The organism is Thalassospira sp. MIT1004, assembly GCF_001858545.1.
GTDB classification, from domain to species: domain Bacteria; phylum Pseudomonadota; class Alphaproteobacteria; order Rhodospirillales; family Thalassospiraceae; genus Thalassospira; species Thalassospira xiamenensis.
The window spans coordinates 186,308-211,273 of record NZ_MCAO01000022.1; the positions used below are offsets into that span (position 1 = coordinate 186,308).

At 54.3% G+C, this 24,966-nt stretch carries 26 protein-coding genes; 19 read left to right on the forward strand and 7 right to left on the reverse strand.

Annotation, left to right across the window (positions count from 1 at the left end):
- Positions 1-20 precede the first annotated feature (20 nt).
- Entirely contained in the window at positions 21-2,063 is a 2,043-nt protein-coding gene (locus tag BC440_RS09440; RefSeq protein ID WP_071239954.1) for a lytic transglycosylase domain-containing protein, read from the reverse strand.
- Positions 2,064-2,272: 209 nt separating this feature from the next.
- Here BC440_RS09440 and dapA point away from each other — a divergent pair, with 209 nt between their 5' ends.
- The 4 genes from dapA (at position 2,273) to BC440_RS09460 (ending at position 5,026) form a co-directional block, all read left to right on the forward strand.
- Complete coding sequence (dapA, locus tag BC440_RS09445; protein WP_007089480.1) at positions 2,273-3,151, forward strand: 4-hydroxy-tetrahydrodipicolinate synthase; 879 nt, start codon at positions 2,273-2,275, stop codon at positions 3,149-3,151.
- A 30-nt stretch (positions 3,152-3,181) separates the two neighbouring features.
- Entirely contained in the window at positions 3,182-3,658 is a 477-nt protein-coding gene (smpB, locus tag BC440_RS09450) for an SsrA-binding protein SmpB (RefSeq protein ID WP_007089481.1), read from the forward strand.
- Between the two features lie 119 nt (positions 3,659-3,777).
- Positions 3,778-4,437 (forward strand): sulfite oxidase-like oxidoreductase, encoded by a 660-nt coding sequence (locus BC440_RS09455; RefSeq protein WP_063091942.1) that lies wholly within the window; start codon positions 3,778-3,780, stop codon positions 4,435-4,437.
- An 88-nt stretch (positions 4,438-4,525) separates the two neighbouring features.
- On the forward strand, positions 4,526-5,026 hold the full coding sequence (locus tag BC440_RS09460) for a glutathione peroxidase (RefSeq protein ID WP_139328143.1): 501 nt from the start codon (positions 4,526-4,528) through the stop codon (positions 5,024-5,026).
- Positions 5,027-5,038: 12 nt separating this feature from the next.
- On the opposite strand, the gene recQ is transcribed toward BC440_RS09460, so the two are convergent.
- The 3 genes from recQ to BC440_RS09475 form a co-directional block, all read right to left on the reverse strand.
- Complete coding sequence (recQ, locus tag BC440_RS09465) at positions 5,039-6,889, reverse strand: DNA helicase RecQ (protein ID WP_071239956.1); 1,851 nt, start codon at positions 6,887-6,889, stop codon at positions 5,039-5,041.
- 1 nt (position 6,890) lies between these two features.
- The gene (locus BC440_RS09470) at positions 6,891-7,532 is read right to left on the reverse strand and encodes a uracil-DNA glycosylase (RefSeq protein ID WP_007089485.1); all 642 of its coding nucleotides are present in this window, start codon (positions 7,530-7,532) and stop codon (positions 6,891-6,893) included.
- Positions 7,533-7,597: 65 nt separating this feature from the next.
- Positions 7,598-8,206 (reverse strand): NYN domain-containing protein, encoded by a 609-nt coding sequence (locus BC440_RS09475; RefSeq protein ID WP_007089486.1) that lies wholly within the window; start codon positions 8,204-8,206, stop codon positions 7,598-7,600.
- A gap of 191 nt (positions 8,207-8,397) precedes the next feature.
- On the opposite strand from BC440_RS09475, the gene folK reads away from it, so the two are divergent.
- From folK to BC440_RS09545, 15 genes are all read left to right on the forward strand, one after another.
- On the forward strand, positions 8,398-8,925 hold the full coding sequence (folK, locus tag BC440_RS09480) for a 2-amino-4-hydroxy-6-hydroxymethyldihydropteridine diphosphokinase (protein ID WP_071239957.1): 528 nt from the start codon (positions 8,398-8,400) through the stop codon (positions 8,923-8,925).
- A gap of 116 nt (positions 8,926-9,041) precedes the next feature.
- Positions 9,042-9,380 (forward strand): DNA-directed RNA polymerase subunit omega, encoded by a 339-nt coding sequence (gene rpoZ, locus BC440_RS09485; protein ID WP_007089488.1) that lies wholly within the window; start codon positions 9,042-9,044, stop codon positions 9,378-9,380.
- A 141-nt stretch (positions 9,381-9,521) separates the two neighbouring features.
- Complete coding sequence (locus BC440_RS09490) at positions 9,522-11,663, forward strand: bifunctional (p)ppGpp synthetase/guanosine-3',5'-bis(diphosphate) 3'-pyrophosphohydrolase (RefSeq protein WP_007089489.1); 2,142 nt, start codon at positions 9,522-9,524, stop codon at positions 11,661-11,663.
- Positions 11,664-11,842: 179 nt separating this feature from the next.
- The gene (locus tag BC440_RS09495) at positions 11,843-12,505 is read left to right on the forward strand and encodes a DUF2062 domain-containing protein (protein WP_223305105.1); all 663 of its coding nucleotides are present in this window, start codon (positions 11,843-11,845) and stop codon (positions 12,503-12,505) included.
- Positions 12,502-13,248: a pyridoxine 5'-phosphate synthase gene (locus BC440_RS09500; protein ID WP_071239959.1), complete on the forward strand. Its 747-nt coding sequence runs from the start codon at positions 12,502-12,504 to the stop codon at positions 13,246-13,248. Before BC440_RS09495 ends, BC440_RS09500 begins: the two co-directional genes overlap by 4 nt.
- Positions 13,248-13,643, forward strand: coding sequence for a holo-ACP synthase (gene acpS / locus BC440_RS09505; protein ID WP_007089492.1), 396 nt, complete (start codon positions 13,248-13,250; stop codon positions 13,641-13,643). Before BC440_RS09500 ends, acpS begins: the two co-directional genes overlap by 1 nt.
- 30 nt (positions 13,644-13,673) lie before the next feature.
- Positions 13,674-14,420: a signal peptidase I gene (gene lepB / locus BC440_RS09510; protein ID WP_037991232.1), complete on the forward strand. Its 747-nt coding sequence runs from the start codon at positions 13,674-13,676 to the stop codon at positions 14,418-14,420.
- Entirely contained in the window at positions 14,420-15,103 is a 684-nt protein-coding gene (gene rnc / locus BC440_RS09515) for a ribonuclease III (RefSeq protein ID WP_007089494.1), read from the forward strand. The genes lepB and rnc overlap by 1 nt, the downstream gene beginning before the upstream one ends.
- A complete protein-coding gene (era, locus tag BC440_RS09520) occupies positions 15,096-16,034 on the forward strand; it encodes a GTPase Era (protein WP_007089495.1) in 939 nt (312 codons plus the stop codon). Before rnc ends, era begins: the two co-directional genes overlap by 8 nt.
- Positions 16,035-16,111: 77 nt before the next feature.
- Entirely contained in the window at positions 16,112-16,315 is a 204-nt protein-coding gene (locus tag BC440_RS09525; RefSeq protein WP_007089496.1) for a hypothetical protein, read from the forward strand.
- Positions 16,315-16,482 (forward strand): hypothetical protein, encoded by a 168-nt coding sequence (locus tag BC440_RS23115; protein WP_156962684.1) that lies wholly within the window; start codon positions 16,315-16,317, stop codon positions 16,480-16,482. Before BC440_RS09525 ends, BC440_RS23115 begins: the two co-directional genes overlap by 1 nt.
- A 9-nt stretch (positions 16,483-16,491) precedes the next feature.
- The gene (gene recO / locus BC440_RS09530; protein WP_007089497.1) at positions 16,492-17,247 is read left to right on the forward strand and encodes a DNA repair protein RecO; all 756 of its coding nucleotides are present in this window, start codon (positions 16,492-16,494) and stop codon (positions 17,245-17,247) included.
- Positions 17,248-17,386: 139 nt separating this feature from the next.
- Positions 17,387-19,630 (forward strand): DNA topoisomerase IV subunit A, encoded by a 2,244-nt coding sequence (gene parC / locus BC440_RS09535; protein ID WP_051682324.1) that lies wholly within the window; start codon positions 17,387-17,389, stop codon positions 19,628-19,630.
- A gap of 251 nt (positions 19,631-19,881) precedes the next feature.
- A complete protein-coding gene (locus BC440_RS09540; protein WP_071239960.1) occupies positions 19,882-20,427 on the forward strand; it encodes a TRAP transporter small permease subunit in 546 nt (181 codons plus the stop codon).
- Positions 20,427-21,803, forward strand: coding sequence for a TRAP transporter large permease subunit (locus BC440_RS09545; RefSeq protein WP_007089500.1), 1,377 nt, complete (start codon positions 20,427-20,429; stop codon positions 21,801-21,803). Before BC440_RS09540 ends, BC440_RS09545 begins: the two co-directional genes overlap by 1 nt.
- Positions 21,804-21,879: 76 nt before the next feature.
- Here BC440_RS09545 and BC440_RS09550 read toward each other — a convergent pair whose 3' ends face one another.
- The 3 genes from BC440_RS09550 to BC440_RS09560 all read right to left on the reverse strand — a co-directional run bounded on the left by BC440_RS09550 (position 21,880) and on the right by BC440_RS09560 (position 24,948).
- On the reverse strand, positions 21,880-22,974 hold the full coding sequence (locus BC440_RS09550) for a TRAP transporter substrate-binding protein (protein WP_037991225.1): 1,095 nt from the start codon (positions 22,972-22,974) through the stop codon (positions 21,880-21,882).
- Between the two features lie 165 nt (positions 22,975-23,139).
- Positions 23,140-23,880 (reverse strand): arginyltransferase, encoded by a 741-nt coding sequence (locus BC440_RS09555; RefSeq protein ID WP_063091947.1) that lies wholly within the window; start codon positions 23,878-23,880, stop codon positions 23,140-23,142.
- 111 nt (positions 23,881-23,991) lie between these two features.
- Positions 23,992-24,948: a flagellar motor protein MotB gene (locus tag BC440_RS09560; RefSeq protein ID WP_071239961.1), complete on the reverse strand. Its 957-nt coding sequence runs from the start codon at positions 24,946-24,948 to the stop codon at positions 23,992-23,994.
- Positions 24,949-24,966: the final 18 nt, after the last annotated feature.

Here is a 24,966-nt window from a genome sequence, read left to right on the forward strand (position 1 = left end):
ATCGCTGTTGCTGGATCAAATCACCGGGAATTCGAGGGTGTTTCATCCTGCTGACCCATTGCGATTTCGTCGCGTGCGAAGCGTCGGCGATAGACATAGGTGCCTTCCATAACGCGCTGGACGTAATTGCGTGTCTCGCTATAGGGGATCATTTCGATCCAGTCGACCGGGTCAACATCGGCGTCTCGTGGATCACCATATTCTGCAATCCACTGTCTTACGCGGCTTGGACCGGCGTTATAGCTGGCGATGGTCAGTATTTCTTCACCATCCCAGCGATCCAGAAGTTTCGAAAGATATTCGCGCCCCAGCGAGATATTAAAGCCCGGATCGGCAGTCAGACGCGCGGTTTCGTATTCAAGATCAAGGTCCTTGGCCATGCGTTCGGCGGTTGCAGGCATCAACTGCATCAGGCCGCGTGCACCGGCCGACGAAACGGCTTCGGGGTTAAACAGGCTTTCCTGGCGCATGATTGCGTGGACCAGTGCGGGGTCGGGATTGTGACCAAGCGGTACCTGTTCATGAATGGGATAGGCGGCATCCAGATATCCGCTACCGGTCCGGATGCTGCGTTTGGCGGCAATGATTGCAAGGTCGGCACGGCCATATTCGCGCGCAAGATCGGTTGCCATGGCGAGATATTCCGGCTCGTCATGCGCATAAACAAGCGCCATGACAAACGGACGAATGATGTTGCCAAGGCCCATCTCGCCAAGTTTGCGGGTAACCTGTGTCAGTTCCTGCGATTCGAAATCGGCGCGTTGCTGTTCCGTCGGGACTGGTTGTTCAACAGAGTAGGTGGGCTTGGCACCCAGTGCATCAATGGCAAGCTGGCCATAGAAGGTATGGGCGTGATCGGCTGCCAGCCTGTACCATTCGCGCGCCTTTTCCTTGTCCCCAATCGCATCGTTGGCCCGGCCGGCCCAATAGGCCCCGCGTGCACGGCTGATCGGGTATTGCACGACGTCATACTGGTTCTGGAAATGGGTCAGCGCGATGCGGGCATCGCCCAGGAATTCAAGGGCGATCCATCCGGCAAACCATTCTGCCTCGGCGATATCGCCTGCATCACTTTGGCCATGATTGGCAACCAGACGATAGGCATCGGTAATATGCCCCTTCTGAAGGGCGCGGCGCGCAAGAATCGCCTTTTCAATCCACCAGTATTGCGGCCGGATTGAAATATAGGCGAGATCATTGGCCTGCGAGAGCAGCAGGTCACGCGCTTCCTGATCGCGGTCCTTTATCCGGCGCCAGCGAACGCGTTCATAGATAAGGCCCGGATCGTTCTGGTATTTTTTGGGGACACGGTTGATTGCGCCGTCAACACCGGGGTCGAGCGACCGCAAGGCTGCGCGTGCCTTGGCCAGCAAAAGATAATCGTTGCTGACATATTTTTCAGTGCGGCTTGCCGGTCCAAGACGACCCTCCCACAGAAGGCGGTCAAGGCGCTGTTGATGGGTTTCCTGATCGATATATTTGCCGTATCGATCCAGAAAACGCTTCTCCTGACCGGTGCCGAAGTTTTCATTCACCCAGCTGTTGCGTATGAGGGTGGTTGCGGCTTCAATTTCGCCGGTCACCAGAAGCGCCTTTATCTGGCGGGTGGCACCGTCTGCCGTAACCGGTGCGGACCGCTTGAACCATGCCAGAACGACATCGTCAGGAACGGCATCAGTCATGGCTTCTTCGGCGCGCTGACGCAGCAGTGACTGACTGGGCCATTTCGGATTGGCATCAATGAAATTTGTGATTTCTTCGAAACTGCGACCGGAATTCGGGCTGATCAGCCACATCCACTCGCTGGCTTTCTGAAGCAGCGGGTCGTCAAAGTTGGGAAGAAGTTTTTCGAATGTTTTTGTGCGGCCGTCTTCCAGCGCATCAAGAAAAACATTCAGCCGCGCACGGCTAACCGACGAAAACGCCGGTGATGGCGGCAGTTCGGTCAGGATATTTTTATCCTGACTTGCGGCCAATGCCTTATCGCCAATCGGCGTCAGCAAAGTGAACATACCGAGTGCCAATGCGCAGATCGAAACACCGCGGAAAGACGCATGCGCCATTTAAAATTCCCCTTTTGCCTTACGGCAGGTAATGCGCTCCAGACAACCTTATTATGGCAGTGAAACAGCCAATTGCCAATCGGTCGTAAGACGAAAGAGTAACCTTGATCAAACAAGGCGCGCTTTAATGTATACAGACGCTTGCCGGATGCCTTAACAGCCGCTATTTTCGCGTCGCTTTCAATCCACGATAAGATTTGGAGATATCGATGTTTAAGGGTTCGATTACCGCTTTGATTACACCGTTCACACAGGATGGTGCAATCGATGAGAAAGCGTTCCAGTCGTTTGTGGATTGGCAGCTTAAACAGGGCACGACCGGTGTTGTGCCGGTCGGAACCACGGGTGAATCGCCGACTTTGAGCCATGCGGAACACCACCGCGTTGTCGAACTGGCACTTGAAGTTGCCAAGGGCCGCGGCCCGGTTATTGCCGGAACGGGTTCAAATTCGACCGCCGAAGCGATTTCGCTGACCCGTCATGCCCAGAATGCCGGTGCGGATGCGGCACTTGTTGTAACACCGTATTACAATAAACCCGGTCAGCGTGGCCTGTATGCGCATTACAAGGCTATTCATGACGCGACCGATATTCCGATCGTGATCTACAACATTCCGGGCCGGTCGGTCGTGGACATGTCGGTTGATACGATGGCACAGCTTTCGAAACTGCCGCGTATCGTCGGTGTGAAGGACGCGACCAGCGATCTGGAACGTCCGGCATTGACGCGTTTGGCGGCAGGGGCGGATTTCTGCCAGTTGTCGGGCGAAGACGGCACCATTGTTCCGTTCCTGGCGCAGGGCGGGCATGGCTGCATTTCGGTCACGTCCAACATCGCGCCGAAGCTTTGCGCGGAATTGCACGCTGCATGGGCGGCCGGGAACATTGCCAAGGTTCAGGAGTTGAATTATCGACTTCTGCCGGTTCACAAGGCGATGTTCTGCGAAACCAGCCCGGGACCGGTCAAATATGCAGCCGAGCTTCTTGGCCTTTGCGGCAGCCACATGCGTCTGCCGATGGTCGAGATTACCGAAGAATCCAAGCAGCGCGTTGAATCCGCGCTGCGCACTGCCGGAATTTTGTCCTAAGGGATTAATTTCGGCCTACAAGTTGTTGTAATGGCACCGAAAAAAGAAGACAGCAATAATAAGGTCGTCGCGCAAAACAGGCGGGCCCGGTTTGATTTTTTCCTGACGGAAACTTTTGAAGCCGGGGTCGCCCTGCGCGGGACCGAGGTCAAGTCGCTTCGTGACGGCAAGGGGAACATTCAGGAATCCTATGCCGAAGAAAAGAACGGCGAGATCTGGCTGATTAATGCCTATATTCCAGAATATCAAAGCAAGATGCCGTTCGGCCATGAAGAACGCCGTCCGCGCAAACTGCTTCTGCATAAACGCGAAATCACGAAAATGAGCGACGCCCTGAACAAAAAGGGGTTCACCCTTGTTCCGGTGAAGCTTTATTTCAATGATCGCGGCATCGCCAAGCTTGAACTGGCGATAGCGGAAGGCAAGAAAAAGGCTGATAAGCGCGAGGCGGTCAAGGAACGTGACTGGCAGCGTGACAAGGCCCGGATCATGCGGGATTTCGGATAATAGTCCTGCCTCGCAAGCATGTGTATTGCTTGCCAATGGCGATAGAATGCATAAATGGCGCAGACATGGTGAACATGACTGCGCCATTTTTCGTATGATGTGGTCAGGGAGGATGATGAATGGCTGATGGTTTCAGTGGCAAGATCAAGGAAAAGCTGATCGAAGCGAAACAGAAATGGGCAGAAAACGGCCGTCTTTTGACGGGGCAGGCCGATCATGCACATGAAAATCGCCTGCCACCCGGCCAGCGCGAGGTCAAGGACTGGCCGGTGCTTGATCTTGGCATTACGCCGCATGTCGGAACGGATGACTTTCGCCTGACGATTGATGGTGCGGTTGAAAACCCCGTCACGCTTGATTTCGGACAATTGCTTGATCTGCCGCCCTTTATGGCCAAAAACGATATTCATTGCGTGACCAGCTGGTCGCGCTACGACAATCACTGGCAGGGTGTGTCAGCCTTATCGCTTGCCGATCTGGTAAAGCCGACATCAGATGCCCGCCACGTGCTTTTCACCGCCCATGACGGCTATACGACCAATGTTCGGATTGATCAGTTTATCGATGATGACGTGTTGCTGGCCCATCATTGGGAAGACGCACCACTGACCGAGGAACATGGCGGCCCGGTTCGGGTGATCATCCCCAAGCTGTATTTCTGGAAAAGTGCAAAATGGGTGAAGCAGATAACATTTTCCAAAACCGACAAACCCGGATTTTGGGAAGTACGTGGCTATCACAATAATGCCGATCCATGGACGGAAGAGCGATATGGCTAGGAAAACCAGAACTTTCGGAAACGGAATGCGGAATCTGTTGAATACCGGTTTGTGCGGCTTCATTTGCCTGATGATTGGAAATTCTGCCATGGCCAGCGATAAAGCGACCAACGCCTATGATTTTTCATTCCCGTCGATTGACGGGGGCGAAATCGACCTTGCGGATTATCGCGGCAAGGCGGTTCTGGTCGTCAATACGGCGTCGATGTGTGGTTACACCCCGCAATATACCGGGCTTCAGGCGCTATGGTCGGACTATCGGGCCGACGGACTGGTTGTTCTGGGGGTTCCTTCGGGCGATTTCGGCGGGCAGGAATACGCCGATGACAGCGAAATCAAGGATTTCTGTACCGTCAATTTTGATGTCGATTTCCCGATGACCACCAAACAGTCGGTTCGCGGAGAAGATGCGCATCCGTTCTTTAAATGGGCGGAGGCCGAACTTGGCAGCGATCAGGCCCCGAAATGGAATTTCCACAAATATCTGGTCGATCCGAACGGCAATCTGGTTGCCAGTTTTGCCACCCGGATCAAGCCGGAAGATGATGTGGTTGTGAGTGCAATCAAGGAAGCACTGTCAGGGTCTTGATGCCGGTCCCGATCAGCGCCGACCATCCATGACATCAAGGAAAACAAGACCGTACTGGTCGAGTTTCTTGACGCCAACCCCGTTGATTGATGCCATATCCTGCAATGTCCGTGGTTTGAAGCGGACCATTTCCCAAAGGGTTCTGTCACTGAAAATGACATAAGGCGGAACATTCTGGCTGGTGGCAAGCTCGCGGCGCAGGGTGCGTAGGCGCTCCCACAGATCACGATCTTCCTCGTTCTCGAACTCGGTATCGAAATCACGCAGCCGCTTGGTCATGGTGCGTTTGCTTTCGCCGGGGTCCTTGCGCATTTCAACGACTTTTTCGCCGCGCAGGACGGGGCGGGATTCTTCGGTCAGGTAAACGCCACCGTGCCCCTCGACATCGACCTGAAGATATCCCATGGCAAGCAACTGGCGGAAGACCGACCGCCATTGCGGCTGTGACACATCCTTGCCAATACCGTAAACCGAAAGGTCATCATGGTTGTTCTGACGGATTTTTTCGGTCTTGCGTCCCATCAGGACTTCGATGATGTGGGCCGGACCGAACCGCTGTCCGGTACGATAGACCGCCGAAAGTGCCTTACGCGATGCCTCGGTCGCATCCCAGGTATCGACCGGTTCAAGGCAGGTATCGCAATTGCCGCAGGGTTTTGTGTCTTCTTCGCCGAAATAGGACAAAATCACCTGTCGGCGGCATCTGGTGGTTTCGGCAAGGCCAACCAGCGCATCGAGTTTGCGGCTTTCGATGCGTTTCTGACTGTCGGGCGCATCGGATGATGCCAGCATGGAACGGATGGAAACGATATCGGATAGATCGTAATTCATCCATGCATTGGCTGGCAGACCATCGCGGCCCGCACGGCCGGTTTCCTGATAATAGGCTTCCATGCTCTTGGGCAGGTTCAGATGGGCGACAAAACGGACATTCGGCTTGTCGATCCCCATGCCAAAGGCGACCGTGGCGCAAATGATCAGACCGTCTTCGCGCAGGAACCTGTCCTGATGAAGCTGTCTTGTTTCCTGTGTCAGACCTGCGTGATAAGGCAAGGCCGGGCGACCGTTATCGGTAAGCCATTGCGCGACATCCTCGGTCTTGCGACGCGACAGGCAATAGACAATCCCGGCATCTTCGGGATGCTCACGGTTCAGAAACGACAGAAGGCGCTGCTTTGAATTGCCCTTTGTCTCGATCCGATAGGTAATGTTCGGGCGGTCAAAGCCGGTCAGGAAGCATTGCGCATTTGTCAGATGCAGGTTTTCGGCAATGTCCTTGCGGGTTGGCGTGTCCGCAGTTGCGGTCAAGGCAACCCGCGGCACATGCGGGAAACGCGTTGGCAGAAGGTCAAGCCGACGGTATTCCGGGCGGAAATCATGCCCCCATTGCGAAACACAGTGTGCTTCGTCAATGGCAAATAGCGATATGCTGATCCGGTCAAGCAGGTTCAGAAAACGATCCGTCGCAAACCGTTCCGGGGCGACATAAAGCAGATCGATATCGCCATCAATTGCGCGGGTTTCGATTTCGCGCGCCGCGTCCGGGGAAAGTGTTGAATTGATAAAGGCCGCCTTGACCCCAAGCTGGCTTAGTGCATCGACCTGATCCTTCATCAAGGCAATCAGGGGCGATACAACAATTGCCGTTCCCGAACGACAAAGGGCAGGGATCTGATAACACAAAGATTTGCCGCCACCGGTCGGCATCAGGACCAGTGCATCGTTTCCGGCAATCACATGATCGATGATTTCGGCCTGCTGACCGCGAAAACTGTCATAGCCGAAAACGTCCCGCAGGACGTCAATCGGCAGACGTTGCGCAGGTCGGTCGAGCAAGCCGGTTAGGGGTGCTGTATCAGGCAATTTAACGGTCCAGATGTGCGCGGATATCGACAAAGACGTTTTCAAACATCTCTGGCGTCAGGCGATAGGTCTGGGTGTTGTAGCGCGAACAGTGATAGCTATCAAACAGTGTAATCCCGTTTTCCATTTGATGGGATGCCCCATGACCGAATTTCAGGGATGAAAGCTTCAGGCCAAAGGTGCGCAGCATTGCCTGATGGGCCACCTGTCCAAGGCACAGAATGGCCGAAAGGTTTTTCATCGCGGCAAATTCACTGATCAGGAAGGGGCGGCAGGTATTGGCTTCGGGGCCTGTCGGCTTGTTTTCAGGCGGTACGCATTTGACGGCATTGGTGATTCGGCAATCAACCAGTTCAAGCCCGTCGTCGGGGCGCTTTGCATAGGTGCCCGTAGCGAAGCCGAATTTCTTGAGCGTGCCGTAAAGCAGATCACCGGCATAATCACCGGTGAAAGGACGGCCGGTTGCATTCGCCCCCTTTAACCCCGGGGCAAGACCGACGACAAGCAGACGTGCGTCAAGGGGGCCGAACGGGCGGACGGGGCCGTTATAAAAATCGGGAAACTTTGCCTGATTGGCACGGCGGAACTCAACAAGGCGCGGGCAAAGTAGGCAGTCCCTGTCGGGTTGCAGATAGGTGGTCATCACGTGTCCGACAGTTTGCCGGGCGCAATGCGTGCTGCGCCCGGTCGTTTGGTTGAAAAAGGTGATTAATCGAAATCAATTTCATTCAGATCAGGATGTTCCGGATGATCGTCAAAATCCGGATGGTCGTCTTCGCGACGCTGCTGAATCTTGCGGGCGATTGTGCCTTCCAGTTCCGTCAGCTCGATAAAGTTGTCGGCCTGACGACGCAATTCATCGGCAACCATTGGCGGATTTGATTTCACGGTCGACACAACAGTGACACGAACGCCTTTGCGCTGAACAGCGTCAACAAGGCGGCGGAAATCGCCATCGCCGGAGAAAATGACAACATGATCAAGATGTTGTGCCATTTCCATCACGTCGATTGCCAGCTCGATATCCATGTTGCCTTTGATCTTGCGGCGACCTGCGGCATCGGTGAATTCCTTGGTCGGTTTGGTGACCATGGTATAGCCGTTATAGTCAAGCCAGTCGACGAGCGGACGGATGGGGGAATATTCCTGATCTTCGATCAGTGCGGTGTAATAAAAGGCCCGGATCAGTTGACCTTTTTGTGCAAAAAGATCAAGTAAGCGTTTGTAATCTATGTCGAAACCAAGGGCCCTGGCGGCGGCATAGAGGTTCGAGCCGTCAATGAACAGCCCGATGCGTTCCTGCGGGTAAAAAATCATCTGAAAATTCCTCAAACATAGCTTTTTAATAATGCCGTTTCCAAAATTCGGGAAACGCCGACTTTTTTACCGTGCAACTGCACACAAAGAAAGGGCGAAAATATCGTGGACACAACGGGGCCGCTTCCGTAGTTATGCGCCAGCATCCCCGTAAATGATGTGCAACAGCCAGTTTCGTGAGCAAGCCGACCATGAACAACGATACTGCCCATAATGACAGAGTGATTCTGATCGCCTTTGGCGCTAATCTTCCTACGGAGGAATATGGGGCACCAGCCGATACATTGAAAGCAGCCCTTAGACGATTGACCGAGGATGGCGACATTTCTGTGGCAAACGTATCCCCGTTCTACGAGACGGCACCGGTTCCGGTTTCGGATCAGCCTTGGTATGTCAACGGCGTTGCGCGGCTTGAAACCGCTTTGGGTGCGCATGATCTTCTGGCGCGTCTTCACCATGTCGAGGCGGAATTTGGTCGCGTTCGACGCGAAAGAAACGAAGCACGGGTGATTGATCTTGATCTGATTGCCTATGGGGATGATCTGCTGATCGAGGAGGGCGGCATTCAGGTGCCCCATCCCCGCATGCACCAACGGGCGTTCGTTCTGCTGCCGCTGCGCGATATCGTGCCCGAATGGCATCATCCGCACCTTCATCGGTCGATTAACGATCTGATATCGGACCTTCCGACGGATCAGGAAATCCGAAAACAATCCTGATATGCAAAAAATCCGCTAAAAACCTGTTCATCCCGATGGCTTCGCTGTTGCAACAAAGCAAATGCGACGCTATAAAGTCCGGTCTGGACACCCCAAAAGTATTTCTGGAGACATTTATGGCGCGCGTTACCGTCGAAGATTGCGTTGAAAAGATTCCGAACCGCTTCGAGCTCGTGATGCTGGCAGCTCAGCGTGCACGCAACATCTCGGCCGGTGCCGAACTGACCATTGATCGTGACAACGACAAGAACCCGGTTGTCGCTTTGCGTGAAATCGCAGAACAGACCGTTGATTATGACGATCTGCGCAATGGCATGGTTTCCGGCCTGCAGCGGCATGTTGAAGTCGATGAACCCGAAGAATCCGAAGACGATTTTGGTCCGAAACTGATGGCAGAAGCAATTCAGGATGCCTCGGTTGGTGTGACCATTCCGTCTGCTGACGAAGACGAATAAGGCCAAAGAAATCTTGTTCTGAGGCAAAGTTCAAAAGAAAAGCCACGGTGATTATCTTCCGTGGCTTTTTTTTATCCAAATCGTACTATCTTATGAAAGGGCCGGATTTCGGCCTTTGGATGAATACGGAGAAGCCACTGAATGATGCGCCAATACGAACTTGTGGAACGGGTTAAGGCCTATGATCCGGATGCATGCGAAACATCGCTGAACCGGGCATATGTCTATGCGACCCAGAAACATGGTTCTCAAAAGCGTGCCAATGGCGACCCGTACTTTTCCCATCCGATCGAAGTTGCAGGTATCCTGACGAACTACAAGCTGGATTGCGACACAATCATCACGGCGCTGCTGCACGACACCATCGAAGACACCGACGCAACGCCGCAGGAAATTACCAAGCTGTTTGGCAGCAACATCATGAAGCTGGTCGATGGTGTGACCAAGCTGACGCAGATTGAACTGAAATCTGCCGATTCAAAGCAGGCGGAGAATTTCCGCAAGCTGTTGCTGGCGATGTCCGAGGACATCCGTGTTCTTCTGGTAAAGCTTGCCGACCGTTTGCATAACATGCGCACGCTGCATTACATCCCGAAGCCGGAAAAGCGGGTGCGGATTGCGGCAGAAACGCTTGAGATTTATGCCCCGCTTGCCGAACGCATCGGTATGCATGACATCAAGGAAGAACTTGAAGATCTTGCCTTTCAGCATATCAATCCCGAAGCACGTGATTCGATCCGCGCCCGGCTGGAATTCCTGCGCGAGAAGGACGACAATGTCGTCAACCGCATCGTTACCGAGCTAAAAGACGTCATCAGCCGCCAGGGGCTGTCGGTCGATATTTACGGGCGTGAAAAACGGCCATATTCGATCTGGCAGAAGATGCAGCGCAAGAACATCACATTTGGCGAGCTGTCAGACATCATGGCGTTCCGCGTTCTGGTCGATGACATGCCGCAGTGCTATGAGGTTCTTGGCTATCTGCATGCCAATTACAAGGTCATTCCGGGCCGGTTCAAGGATTACATATCAACGCCCAAGCCCAACGGTTACCGATCGATACATACCACCGTCCTTGGCCCTGAAAACCATCGCATCGAAGTGCAAATCCGCACGCGACAGATGCACGAGGTCAACGAGAACGGTGTTGCTGCGCACTGGGCCTACAAGCAGGGCAGTGGGGATGAAAACAAGGAAGGTGTTCAGTATCGCTGGCTGCGCGATCTGCTTGATATCCTTGAACACGCATCCGAGCCCGAAGAGTTTCTGGAACATACCAAGCTGGCGATGTTTCAGGATCAGGTGTTCTGTTTCAGCCCCAAGGGCGATGTGATTGCCCTGCCTGCTGGTGCGACGCCGGTCGATTTCGCATACATGATCCACACCCATATCGGCGACACATGCGTCGGGGCGAAGGTCAACGGCGCGATGGTGCCGTTGCGCACGACGCTGAACAATGGCGATCAGATCGAAATTGTCACCTCGAAGGCGCAGACCCCGAATCCGACATGGGAGCGCTTCGTTGTTACAGGCAAGGCGCGCGCGCGTATTCGCCGCTTTATCCGGCAGCAACAGGACGATCAATACAAGGACCTTGGGAAAGCCATCCTGCAGAAGGCATTCCGCCAGGAGGGGTATGACTATTCCGACAAGGCCATTGATGGCGTATTGAAAATCTTCAAAATGCCTAGCGTTGATACGCTTCTGGCATCTGTTGGTGCGGGACATCATACCGGTCGGGAAGTCGTGCATGCGGTGTTCCCGGGCTCAAAGGACGTCGAAACCGCCCGGAAAGTGATCCCGCATGAGCGTGCGCGAAACCGCAAGCATGATCACGCCATACCGCTTAAGGGGCTGATACCGGGAATGGCCGTGCATTATGCCGGTTGCTGCCATCCGCTGCCGGGGGACCGCATTGTCGGGATCGTCACGACCGGCAAGGGCGTTACCATTCACACGATTGATTGCGATACGCTTGAAACCTTTACCGAACAGCCGGAACGCTGGCTTGATGTCGGCTGGGATAATGACGGTGAACCAGAACATTTCATCGGCCGCCTTGGCCTTACGGTTGGCCATGAACAGGGGGCACTAAGTTCCATTACCAGTGTGATTGCCAAGAACCACGGCAACATCACCAACCTTCGCTTCACCAACCGCACGCAGGATTTCTTTGAAATGCTGATCGATATTGATGTGGTTGACGTCAAACATCTGACCAACATTATCGCGGCATTGCGCGCGACACCTGTGGTCAACACCGTCGAGCGTGCACGCGGATGAAACAGGATTGTGAAGGAGTTCGCCTTTTGGTCAAATCGGGCGCAAAACCCTTGCCATTCGGGCGGCTAACACTTACGCATATGCCACACCTGTTTTATGCCTGTCCCGTTTGGCCTATGAATTGATCCTGCATGTTCCGGCGCCGTATCAAACCGACATCTTTTCAACGCATAAGAAATGTGCTTTGGCCGCGCGGCGGCTGGCGTAGGTCTTCGCGATATTTCGCCCATCGGGTCGCGCGACTTCCCGGGACGCCCTATAGCATTGCTTCGGGCTTTGCCATTGGGGCGGCAATATCCTTTACTCCGTTTATCGGCTTCCATTTTGTCCTTTCGGCATTGTTCAGCATGCTGACGCGCAGCAATCTGGTGGCGTCATTGCTTGGCACCATTGTCGGCAATCCCTGGACATTCCCCTTCATATGGCTGTGGTTATATACGTGCGGGAACTGGATCCTTGGCGTTGATCGTGCCGCGGATACCGTGCATTTCAACATGGCGGTCCTTTGGGATTTTGTGGTCATGGGATTAAGCTATATCGGTGGTGGCCTGATTTTCGGTCACTGGGATACGGTCGATCAGGCCCGGCTTGGCCAGTTGTGGGACAGTATCGTCGATATTATCTGGCCGATGATGGTCGGGTGTGTTCCCACTTCACTTGTCGTCTGGATGCTGTTTTACTTCCCGGTACGTCGGGCCGTGGTCATCTATCGTCACAATCGCATTCTGCGCCGGATGAAAACATCCGAACGCCACGGTCTTGGACCGATGCTTGAAAGTGCCAAAAAGAAAATCGGTTCGGCAGCGGCCAGTGCCACCAAAAAGCAGGACGAAACGCAATGAGTGCGAAATTAAGACTGGGTGTGAATATCGATCACGTTGCCACGATCCGTAACGCACGGGGTGGGGCGCATCCCGATCCGGTCCGGGCTGCCAAACTGGCCGCAAAGGCCGGTGCCGATGGTATTACGGCCCATTTGCGCGAAGATCGCCGCCATATTTCTGATAATGATATCAAGCGGTTACGTGCGGAAATTGATCTTCCGCTGAATTTCGAAATGGCGGCAACCGATGAAATGCTGGCCATTGCGATTGCGGCAAAACCCCATGCCGCCTGCATTGTTCCGGAGAAGCGTGAAGAACGCACGACGGAAGGCGGGTTGGATGCGGCGGGTGGTCACAATCACCTGAAAAGATATGTTGCCGAACTGGGGGCTGCCGGTATTCGGGTATCGCTGTTTATCGAAGCATCGAAGGCGCAGCTTGATGCGGCCAGACATCTTGGCGCGCCTGTTGTTGAAATCCATACGGGTGCCTATTGCGATGCAACCGGTGCCGCACAGGCGCGCGAGCTGGACCGCATTAGGGATGCCGTGCGTTATGGTGCAAGTATCGGCCTTGAAGTTCATGCCGGGCATGGGCTTGGCTTTGATACCGTTTCACCAATTGCGGCGATGCCCGAGATTGCCGAACTCAATATCGGGCATTTTCTGATCGGCGAGGCCGTCTTCACCGGGCTTGAAAACAGTATCGCGGAAATGCGCCGGTTGATGGACGAGGCACGTCACGAAAGTGGCGACCAATAATGATTATTGGCATTGGCACCGATCTGTGTGATATCCGGCGGATTGAAACCGCGCTGGAACGCCATGGCGAGCGTTTCATGAACCGTGTTTTCACCGACGTCGAGATCGCGCGTGCCAAACGTCGTCCGCACCGCACGGCATCGTCACTGGCGATGTCCTTTGCGGCAAAGGAAGCCTGTTCCAAGGCGCTGGGTACGGGGTTTCGTCGTGGCGTGTATCACAGCACGATGGGGGTTGTGCACCAGCCGAGCGGCAAACCCGACATGGTCCTGATTGACGGGGCGCTGAAAAGACTTGAAGAATTGACGCCAGAGGGAAAAGTTGCATCAGTTTATGTAACGCTGACAGACGAATACCCGCTGGCGAATGCGGTCGTTGTAATTTCGGCCGATTGATTGGCAAAAAGTGATTGGTTTAAATACTGAATGGAAAAGCTAGTGCAAAAGAAGAAAACGGGTGGACTTCTGGACACCTTCAAAACCGTTTTCTGGGCCATTGTGATCGCGCTTCTGGTTCGGACATTCGCCTTCGAACCGTTTAATATTCCATCCGGTTCGATGATCCCGACCTTGCTGGTTGGTGACTATTTGTTTGTGTCGAAATTTTCCTATGGATATTCAAAGCACAGCCTGCCGTTCAGCGTGCCGCTGATTCCCGGTCGCATCATGTCGTCCGAACCGGAACGCGGCGATGTGGTGGTTTTCAAACTGCCTGCTGATCCGTCGCAGGATTACATCAAACGCGTGATCGGCCTGCCGGGCGATACGGTTCAGGTCACCAATGGCCGTTTGCTGATTAATGGCCAGACGGTAGAACGTGACCGGATCGAAGACTATATCCTGACCGATGGCAGCGGGCAGGCGATTGCCGTTCCGCAATATATCGAAACACTTCCGAATGGTAAGGTTCATCGTATCCTCGAGATCTTTGGCGATCAGGGGCCAAGCGATAACACCGAACCGTTTACCGTCCCCGAAGGGCATTTCTTCATGATGGGCGATAACCGCGACAATTCGGCCGATAGCCGGGCCTTCCCGTCGCGCTTCCGGTTCGTCCCGATCGAGAACCTCGTGGGGCGTGCTGAATTCCTGTTCTATTCCAAAGACAGTTCCCAGCCGATCTATGACTTGGGCAGCATCCGGTTTGACCGGCTGTTCCAGGGGGTCAACTGATGGCCGAAACGGTGCCATTGATTGCCGAGATTGATCACGAGTTTGCGCAACCCGATCTGCTTCGGGTTGCGTTGACGCATCGCAGTGCCGCAAAAGGCAAGGATGCGTTAAGCGGCGGCAATGAACGGCTGGAGTTTCTGGGCGACAGGGTTCTGGGGCTGGTTGTTGCCGAAATGCTTTATACGCGTTTCGGGCGCGAGCGCGAAGGCGCGATGGCCAAGCGTTTTGTCGCGCTGGTGCGTCGTGAAACGCTTGCCAGACTGGCACAGCAGATCGGCCTTGGCAGCCATATCCAGATGGCAAAAGGCGAACGTGCCGCCGGTGCGGATACCAATCCCGCCATTTTATCTGATTGCATGGAGGCGGTGATTGCCGCACTCTATCTTGACGGTGGTCTGGAACCGGCAAGAGAATTTATCGAACGGCTCTGGCTGCCGCTTCTCGATGAAGCGCCCAAGCCGCCGCAAGATGCAAAAACCCGATTGCAGGAACTTTTGCAGGGACGTGGCAAGCCATTGCCGAAATATGAAATGGTCGGTCGTCAGGGCCCCGCGCATGCACCTGTCTTTACCATTGAACTGAGCACCGGAGACGGTGAAAGTGTAAAGGCCGAGGGCAAATCGAAACGCGAGGCAGAACAACTGGCTGCTCAATTGATGTTGGATACACTGAACCATGAATGAGGTTCCCACTCCGGTGAACGAAGACAGATTACCTTATCAGCAGCGTTGCGGCTTTGTCGCACTTGTCGGGGCGCCAAACGCCGGAAAATCGACATTGCTCAATCAGCTTGTTGGCACAAAAGTATCCATCGTTTCGCCCAAGGTGCAAACAACACGCACGCGCGTGCGCGGCATTGTCATGACCGATGACGCGCAGCTGGTGTTTATCGACACGCCGGGCATTTTTGCGCCGAAGCGCCGTCTTGACCGTGCAATGGTCAAAGCCGCCTGGAACGGTGCGGATGATGCCGATCTTGTTGTTCTGGTGATTGATGCCGGGGCAGGGATCACCGACGAGGTGCGCGCGATCATTGATCAGCTTAAATCCCAGAATCGCAAAGCCATTCTGGCGATGAACAAAGTCGACAAGGTGGCCGACAAGGAAAAGCTGCTGCGTCTGTCGCAGGAATTCTTTGCCGAGGAAGTTTTCACCGATGTCTTCATGATTTCGGCCAAAAAGGGTTCTGGTACGCAGGATCTGGTGAATTTCCTTGCGGCCAAGATGCCCGATGGTCCGTGGATGTTCCCAGAAGATGATGTTTCGGATATGCCGTTGCGGTTGCTGGCGGCAGAAATAACGCGCGAAAAACTTTACTATCAGCTGCAGCAGGAATTGCCGTATTCCGCAACGGTCGAAACCGAATTGTGGGAAGAACGCAAGGATGGTTCCGTCAAGCTGGAGCAGACGATTTTCGTCGAGCGCGAAGGCCAGAAAGCCATCATCCTTGGCAAGGGTGGTAAGCGTATCAAGGCTCTTGGCAGTGATGCCAGAAAGGAACTTGAAGCGATTTTCGAACGTCGGGTTCATCTGTTCCTGTTCGTCAAGGTGCGCGAAAACTGGGGCGATGATCCCAATCGCTTTGCGATGTGGGGACTTGATCCCAACGCTTGATACATGGCGCGTAAGTTTCGCGCACATTTGCCCTGCCTGCAGGTTTGGATATGGAAAACGGATCTTTATGGGGAATAGTGTTGATCGTCGTTGGCGCCGTTGCCGCGATGATCGTTGCACGTGTCGCCCGGCGACCGTTTCGTTACCGGCATGATGGTAAAAATATCGAGCGCGACAAATCATTCCTTTCGCGCCCGGTTAATCTGCTGGCTTTGTTGGCGGCTATTGCCACCTTCGTTCTTGGGTTGCTTTGGCGTTTGAATGGAAATGGACCGTCGTAATGACCAGGCACGAAAATGACCCGATTGATGATGCAATTGATCACGTTGCAAGCAGCAACACATTGAAACGTATTGTTTTTATTGTTGCGTTCATCTGTCTTGCATCCAGCCTTGTCGGGCTTTTCTTCCTTGTTACCCGTCTGATCGTGCCGCGCGGTTTTTTCTAGAGGTGCAGGATGGACTGGCGTGATGATGCGATCGTCCTTTCCACGCGCAAGCTCGGTGAGAACTCGGTCCGTTTGTCGGTGCTGACGCGCGACTATGGTCGATATGCAGGCATGGTGCGCGGTGCCACCAGCAAATCAATGCGCGGTACGCTGGAGCCGGGGAATGAAGTTCGTGTCGGATGGTCTGCCAGATTATCAGAACATCTGGGGCAGTTCCGTTGCGAACTGACGGGCGCGCATGTTGCCGATTTGCTGCTATCCCCCGGGCCCTTGATGGCGTTGAGTTCGGCCTGTGCGATGCTGGAAGTCACATTGCCCGAACGCGAAGCGCACACCACATTGTATCAGGGGACGGTTGCACTGCTTTCCGCCCTTAAGACGGAACAATGGCTGGCGTCTTACATCCGATGGGAAGTCGGGTTGCTTGACGAGCTTGGCTATGGGCTCAGCCTTGATCGTTGTGCAGCAACAGATGTTGCCGATGACCTCTGCTTTGTATCCCCCAAAAGCGGTCGGGCCGTTTCCGAGGCCGCAGGAACGGCATATCGTGATCGCCTGTTGCCGTTACCGGCATTCCTTGCCGCAGGCAGGGCCGCACAAAGCAGCCGCGATCAGGGATTGAATGAACAGTTTCGCCAAGGGATCAAACTGACCGGATTTTTCATTCATCGCGATATTTTCGAGGCAAAAGGTGTGAAGCCCGTTGCCGCCCGCGACCGGCTGGTGAGCCATATCTGGCGGGCAGTAGACGCCGATGAAAAATAAATACCGTACTTTGATGCGGACTTGTGTTGACCATAACCGTACCCACCGTAGTATGTTGCCAAAATGGTGATTGAGCGCCGGACACCGGACTGAATTGCCGAATTGATTGCAACCTGCCAAACAACAAGAAAAATCGTTCATGAGCACCAAGACTTCCGATCCGGCCAATGCCGGCCAAATCAGGGAAACGCGCCTTGCCGACGCGTTGAGCGAACGTTATCTCGCTTATGCCATGTCGACGATCATGTCGCGTTCTCTTCCCGATGTACGCGATGGTCTGAAACCCGTGCATCGGCGTCTGCTGTATGCCATGCGCCAGCTAAAACTTGATCCGGCGCAGGGGTTCAAGAAATGCGCCCGTGTTGTCGGTGACGTGATCGGTAAATATCACCCGCATGGTGATCAGTCTGTCTATGATGCGCTTGTGCGTTTGGCACAGGATTTTGCCGTCCGTTATCCGCTGGTCGACGGGCAGGGGAACTTTGGCAACATTGACGGCGATAACGCAGCGGCAATGCGTTATACCGAGGCCCGCATGACAGCCGTTGCCGCGGCACTGATGAATGGCCTTGACGAAGATGCGGTTGATTTCCGCCCGACATATGACGGCGAAGATCACGAACCGATTGTCATGCCGGCAGCGTTTCCGAACCTGCTGGCCAATGGTGCGGCCGGTATTGCGGTTGGTATGGCCACCAACATTCCACCGCACAATGCTGGCGAACTGTGTGCCGGCCTGATCAAGCTGATCGATAATCCTGATACCTCGATTGCCGAACTCGTCCGCTGTGTTCCGGGTCCGGACTTCCCGACCGGTGGGGTTCTGGTTGAGCCGCGCGAAAACATTCTTGAGGCCTATGCCACCGGGCGCGGTTCATTCCGTCTGCGCGCCAGATGGGAAGTCGAAAAGCTCAGTCATGGACTGTTCCAGGTCGTTGTGACCGAAATTCCCTATCAGGTTCAGAAAGCCAAACTGGTCGAGCGTATTGCCGATCTGATGGTTCTGAAAAAACTTCCGCTTCTGGCCGATGTTCGCGATGAGTCGACCGACCTGATCCGTCTGGTGTTTGAGCCGCGGACCCGTGCGGTCGAGCCGGAACATTTGATGGAGATGCTGTTCAAGAATACCGAACTGGAAATCCGGTTTGGTCTGAACATGAACGTTCTGGACGGGGACAATACGCCGCGCGTCATGAACCTGCGCGAAGTACTGCGTGCGTTCCTGGCCCATCGTCAGGACGTTCTGATCCGTCGTTCCAACCATCGACTGGCCAAGATCAATCATCGCCTTGAAGTGCTTGATGGTTATCTTGTTGCCTATCTGAACCTTGACGAGGTCATCCGGATCATTCGTTTCGAGGATGAGCCGAAGGTGTCGTTGATGTCGACTTTCGACCTGACGGAAGTTCAGGCGGATGCGATCCTCAACATGCGTCTGCGGTCCTTGCGCAAGCTCGAAGAAATGGAAATCAAGAACGAGCATGCGAAACTGACCGAAGAAAAAGAAGGTCTCGAAGCGCTTCTTGCCAGTGAAAGCTTGCGCTGGGAGAAAATCCGCGACGAAGTCGAGGAAATGCGCGAGAAATTCGGCAAGAAGACAGCCCTTGGCAAGCGCCGTACCGAAATCGGTGATGCACCGGAAGAAATCGAAGTTCCGCTGGAAGCCCTGATTGAACGTGAACCCATTATGGTGATCTGTTCGAAAATGGGTTGGATCAGAGCCCTTAAGGGGCATACGTCAGACATCAGCGACCTGAAATTCAAGGACGGTGACGAAGGGCGTTTTGCGCTGAAGGCGTTCACGACGGACAAGCTTCTGATCATGAGCACCGAAGGCCGCTGTTACACGATGTCGTGCGACAAGCTGCCGGGCGGACGTGGTCATGGTGAGCCGATCCGTTTGACGATTGATCTGCCCCAGGAACATGACATCGTTGCGATGGTCATCCATAAGCCGGGCCGGAACCTGCTTGTTGCAAGTTCTGCCGGTCGCGGTTTCCAGGTGGCCGAAGCCGATGTGGTGGCCCAGACCAAGAACGGCAAACAGATTTTGAACCTTGGCAAGGATGAAGAGGCAAAAATCTGCCTTCCGGTCGACAAGGATCATGTTGCTGTTCTGGGCGAAAACCGTAAACTTCTGATCTATCCGGTTTCCGAAGTCCCTGAAATGACCCGTGGGCGCGGTGTTATCCTCCAGAAATACCGTCAGGGTGGCATGGCTGATTTGGTCCTGTTCAATCTTGAAGAAGGACTGAGCTGGACCATGGGCGGCAGCGAGGGCCGTACACGTACCGTTACCGAGCTTGCAGAATGGATTGGCAAGCGTGCCGGTGCCGGACGCATGCCGCCAACCGGGTTCCCGCGGTCAAACAGGTTCGAATAACGCATCCTTCGCAGAATGGATGAGATTCCAAAGGGATATGGGCAGGGATGTTCTTATCCCTTTTCTCGTTTCCGGGCGAAATTTGTCAATCACGGGTGAAAACGCGGTTTGATTTTATCCAGGATGCTGAACAAGGCGGGAAACGGGCAAAATATATAGCGTTTTAAGGCGTAAATATGTAACTTCGCATCCTGATTGGCAGGGAGCCCGCAATTTCCCTGTGAGTTCCAAAAGGGCGTGGGAGTGAAAACGTGAATTTTCTAGGGAGTTTCGTCCGTTTCGTTGACGGTCTGAATGACTGGATCGGACGTGGCGTGGCCTGGCTGGTAATCCCGATGGTCGTGATCACATTCCTGGTCGCGACATTACGGTACGGTTTTTCCATTGGCTGGGTTTCGATGCAGGAAAGCTATATGTGGCTGCATGGTATCGTCTTTATGGTCGGTGCCGGTTACACGCTGCTACATGGCGGTCATGTGCGAGTGGACGTCTTCTATCGTCCGGCTTCGGCGCGCTACAAGGCATGGGTTGATCTTTTTGGTTCCCTGCTGCTGCTGCTGCCGGTGATCATTATGGTCTATATCTATAGTTACCCCTATGTGATGACCAGCTGGCTTCGTCTTGAAGGGTCACATGAAACCGGCGGCTTGCCGGGGCTGTTCCTTTATAAATCGGTTATTCTCGTTTTCTGCGTGTTGATTGCTTTGCAGGGGCTGTCACTCGCCGCGCGTAGCATTCTTGTGCTGGCCGGACATAAAGAATTTGAAATCAAAGAAGAAGAGCACGAGGGCGTCTGATGTCGGGGGAAATTCTTAGCCTTGTAATGTTCGCAGTAGCCTGCGGCGTTCTTCTTCTCGGTTTTCCGGTTGCGTTTTCCCTTGCAGGAACGGGGCTTGCCTTTGCGCTGATCGGCAACTCGATGGGCGTGTTTGACATGCCGCTTCTGGGGTCGTTGCCGTCACGCTATTTCGGTGTGATGACCAACGAGCTTTATGTTGCGATCCCGCTTTTCGTTTTCATGGGCGTCATGCTCGAACGTGCCCGGATTGCCGAAAAGCTGCTGACGACCATGGGGCTTCTGTTTGGCACCATGCGGGCGGGGCTTGGCATTTCGGTGGTGCTGGTCGGGATGCTGCTGGCGGCGTCAACCGGTATCGTTGGGGCAACCGTTGTAACCATGGGGCTTCTCAGCCTTCCAGCGATGCAAAAGGCCGGATACAGTCCGCGTCTTTCGACCGGGGTAATCTGTGCATCCGGTACATTGGGGCAGATCATACCGCCGTCGATCGTGCTGGTTTTGCTCGGTGATATCCTGCAAGGCGCTTACGCCGAAGCACAACGTTCGCTGGGCAATTGGGCCCCGGAGCCGGTTTCGGTTATCGACCTGTTTGCCGGTGCATTCATTCCCGGCATGCTTCTGGTCGGGCTTTATATCTGCTGGATCATCATTCAGGCCTTTATTGACCCCAAATCGGCACCGCCGCTGGTGACCGACAAACGGCCGGATGGCCTTTGGGGTGAAGTTCTGCGCGCGCTGATGCCTCCGGGGTTGCTGATCGTTGCCGTGCTGGGCTCGATCCTTACAGGTATTGCAACACCGACTGAGTCCGCCGCATTTGGCGGTGTTGGTGCGGTCATTCTGGCGGCGTTCTATAAACGCCTGTCATGGGACGTTTTACGCCATGTGACACGCCAGACGGTTCAGATCAGTGCAATGGTCTTCGTCATCCTGCTGGGCGCATCGGTGTTCTCGCTGGTCTTCCGTGGCCTTGGCGGGGATCATCTGGTCGAAGAACTGCTGCATAACCTTCCTGGCGGTGTTTTCAGCGCCATGCTGGTCGTCATGCTGCTGATGTTTGTCATGGGTTTCTTCCTTGATTTCATTGAAATCGTGTTTGTGGTTGTGCCAATCGTTGGCCCGATCCTGCTCAAGATGGATATCGATCCGGTCTGGCTTGGCGTGATGATTGCCATCAACCTGCAGACCAGCTTCCTGACGCCGCCGTTCGGCTTTGCGCTGTTCTATCTGCGCGGGGTGGCTCCGGCGGCAATCAAGACCTGGGACATTTATCGGGGGATTGTCCCGTTTGTCCTGATCCAGGTCCTGGGCTTGGGGCTTGTGGCGGCGTTCCCGGCACTGGCGACATGGCTTCCGGATTTGCTGTTCAAGTAACCGCAGGCCCGCCAAAACCTGTCATGCAAAAAGGGTCGGCAAATGCCGACCCTTTTCGGTTTCGATATCTGAAAACTTAGTATTTGAACGGCAGGATACGTGCCTGGGCAAAAGCCGATTCCGAGAATTTCGACCAGCCAATCGACTGGGTACGGAACGCGATCAGGCTTTCGAAAACTTCCTGCGACAGCGGATTTGAAGCAACAAGGTCACGCAGAACCGTGCCCGACAATGCGCCAAGGTTTGTCAGAATGTCGTCCGAGAACGGGCGAACATCGACATTGTGCTTGTCGCGCAGGGTCTGGAGCGCCTGATTGTTACGTGCGGTGAATTCCGACAGAACCATCTGGTTCACAGCACGGTTGGCCTGCTCGACGATTGCCTTGAGGTCGTCGGGAAGGGCATTCCACGCATCAAGGTTGATGAAGTTGTCAAGAACGGTCGCCGGTTCATGCCAGCCCGGATAGTAATAGAACTTGGCCGATTTATAGAGACCAAATGCTAGGTCATTATACGGACCAACCCATTCGGTCGCGTCAATCGCACCGGACTGAAGGGCAGGCGGAATTTCGCCACCCGGAAGGTTCACGACGTTACCACCCGCAGCTTTGACGACTTCACCGCCAAGGCCCGGAATACGCATTTTCAGACCTTTATAGTCATCAATCGTATTCATTTCCTTGTTGAACCAGCCGCCCATCTGGGTGCCGGTGTTGCCGGACGGGAAGAATTTGCAGTTCAGTTCGGAATAGACTTTATCAGCAAGCTCCTGACCGCCGCCCCACTGGAACCATGCGTTCTGTTCCTGGGCGTTCAGTCCGAATGGCATGGCTGCGATATACTGGGTGGCATCGACTTTACCCTTCCAGTAATAAGGCGCGCCATGGCCCATTTCGACGGTGCCATTACCGACAGCATCAATGGCTTCAAAGGCGGGAACGATTTCGCCCGCGCCAAAAACGGTCACCTTCATGCGGCCGTTTGATGCCTTGTTTATATATTCAGCCAAAAGGTTCGCCCCGGTCCCCAGACCCGGGAAGTTTTTTGGCCAGGTCGTGACCATGCGCCACTCACGGACTTCCTGTGCGATTGCCGGTTTGGCAAAGGTAGACGCGACCGCAGCGGTCGCACCGGCTACCGCAGCGCCGGAAAGAAATTGGCGACGTTTCATAGATTACAGCCTCCCAAAGATGCAAGCTCATGATTTATTGACTCAAAGCCGTCATGCGGCTTTGGAGCAAAGCTTATATGCGTCTGTAGAATGTGGCAACCGGGGATCGATGGGGGAACTACTACTTTGGTCTAGTAGTTGCGGCGGGGTATCGCGAGCCAAAGATTAACCGTCAATACCGTCACTGGCCGGAAGGCTAACCCAGTTTCCGCCCCGAAAACCTTCCAGAGGTTGAAAGCGCATCTTGTAGGACATCTTTCGGCACTCTCCGATCCAGTATCCAAGATAAACATGGGGTAAACCAAGGGTTTGGGACTCTTTTATCAGGTCAAGAATGATAAAGGTTCCAAGTCCGCGGCGCTGTTCGGAGGGATCAAAGAAGCTGTATACGGCAGACAGGCCATCAGAGAGGTTATCGACCAGTGCAACCGCGATCAGGCTGCCATTCTGGCGCCGATATTCAAAAATGGAGGTGTCGACAGTGCTGTCTTCGATCATGGCCCGATAGTCTCGGGCATCCATCCGCGCCATATCCCCATTGCCGTGACGGGCGTCCTGATACTGACTGAAAAGCTGAAACTGTTCCTGTGTGGCGACGGATGGCGAGACGGCCCGGATCAGATCATTGTTTTTTGCCGCGATACGACGAAACGATCTGGTCGTGCGGAAATCTTCGGAACGTACCCGGACGGGAACACACGCGTCACATTCGCTGCAGGCAGGCAAATAGGCAATAGAATGACTGCGGCGGAAACCGGCACGAGACAGCAGATCGTGAACGTTATTTGCTTCGGGACCGCGCAGTTCTGTCACCAGCTTGCGCTCGAACCTGCCAGGCAGATAGGGGCATGGCATGGGAGCGGTCATGAAGTAATGCTGTGTCAGTCGCCTTTGATTGACTGTCATTTACCGTTTTGCCCCGGCTTCAGAGGTTCTTCTGATAATATGAGATTAGGTATGAATCATGACGGTTTAAAGGGCGAACCCGACGATTGTCTGAGCTCGCCATAAAATTCCCTAGCGGTTTGAAGGGACAGAGAAGCTGGGGCGCCGGTTTGAAGGCGCTGAATTGCCCGATTCTTGTCCTGATCCCTGTTCGGTGGATGGGGTGCCAGACTGCGCAGGGGCGGAGGTTTCACCATCAACTGCCGGGCGATCACCGGTTCCGCGCAGAAGCGTGATGCTGATGCGTCTGTTGCGTTCGTTTTCCGGCGTTTCGGGGAGCAGCGGGTCCGTATCGGCAAGGCCGGCAACTTTGGCGAAGCGGCTGGATGCAAGGCCCTGGGTTTCAAGTTCCCGACGGGTTGCCAGGGCGCGGTCCGAGGACAGTTCCCAGTTGCTGTAACCAGTGACTGTCGAGAAGGGCACGGCATCGGTATGGCCTTCAATCGAAATATCCTGCGGCATACCCTGGATAGCTTCGACAACCTTTGACAGCAGAAGTTTGGTGTGGTCGGCCATGACGGCACTACCGCTTGGGAACATTGCGGTGCCGTCTTCATCCAAAATCTGAATGCGAAGACCTTCGTCGGTTTCTTCGATCCGGATATTCTTGGCAAGTTCCTGCAAATCAGGTGAACTTTCAAGCGCCTTGCGAAGTTCTTCTTCCGCTTCCTTGAATTCCTTGTCTTCCTGTTCGGCAAGACGTTGCTCGGCCATTTCTTCCGGTGTTTTTACCGGGGGAATGTCAATGCTGACCGTCGGCGCGCCCGTTTCAGAGCGTAAGGCACCTTGTTCTGCAAGGCTTTGGCCACCCAGAATGCCGCCGGAACCGGAATCGCTTTGAGAAATGGTTTCCGGGGTGAAATAGTTCGACACGCCCTGTAGCTGTTCTTCAGTGGCACTGCTAAGCAGCCAAAGCAGCAGGAAGAACGCCATCATTGCTGTCACAAAGTCGGCATACGCAACCTTCCATGCACCACCATGGTGGCCGTGACCGCCTTTCTTGATTTTCTTTATAACGATATCGGGCATGCGTCGCGTTTTTCTCTA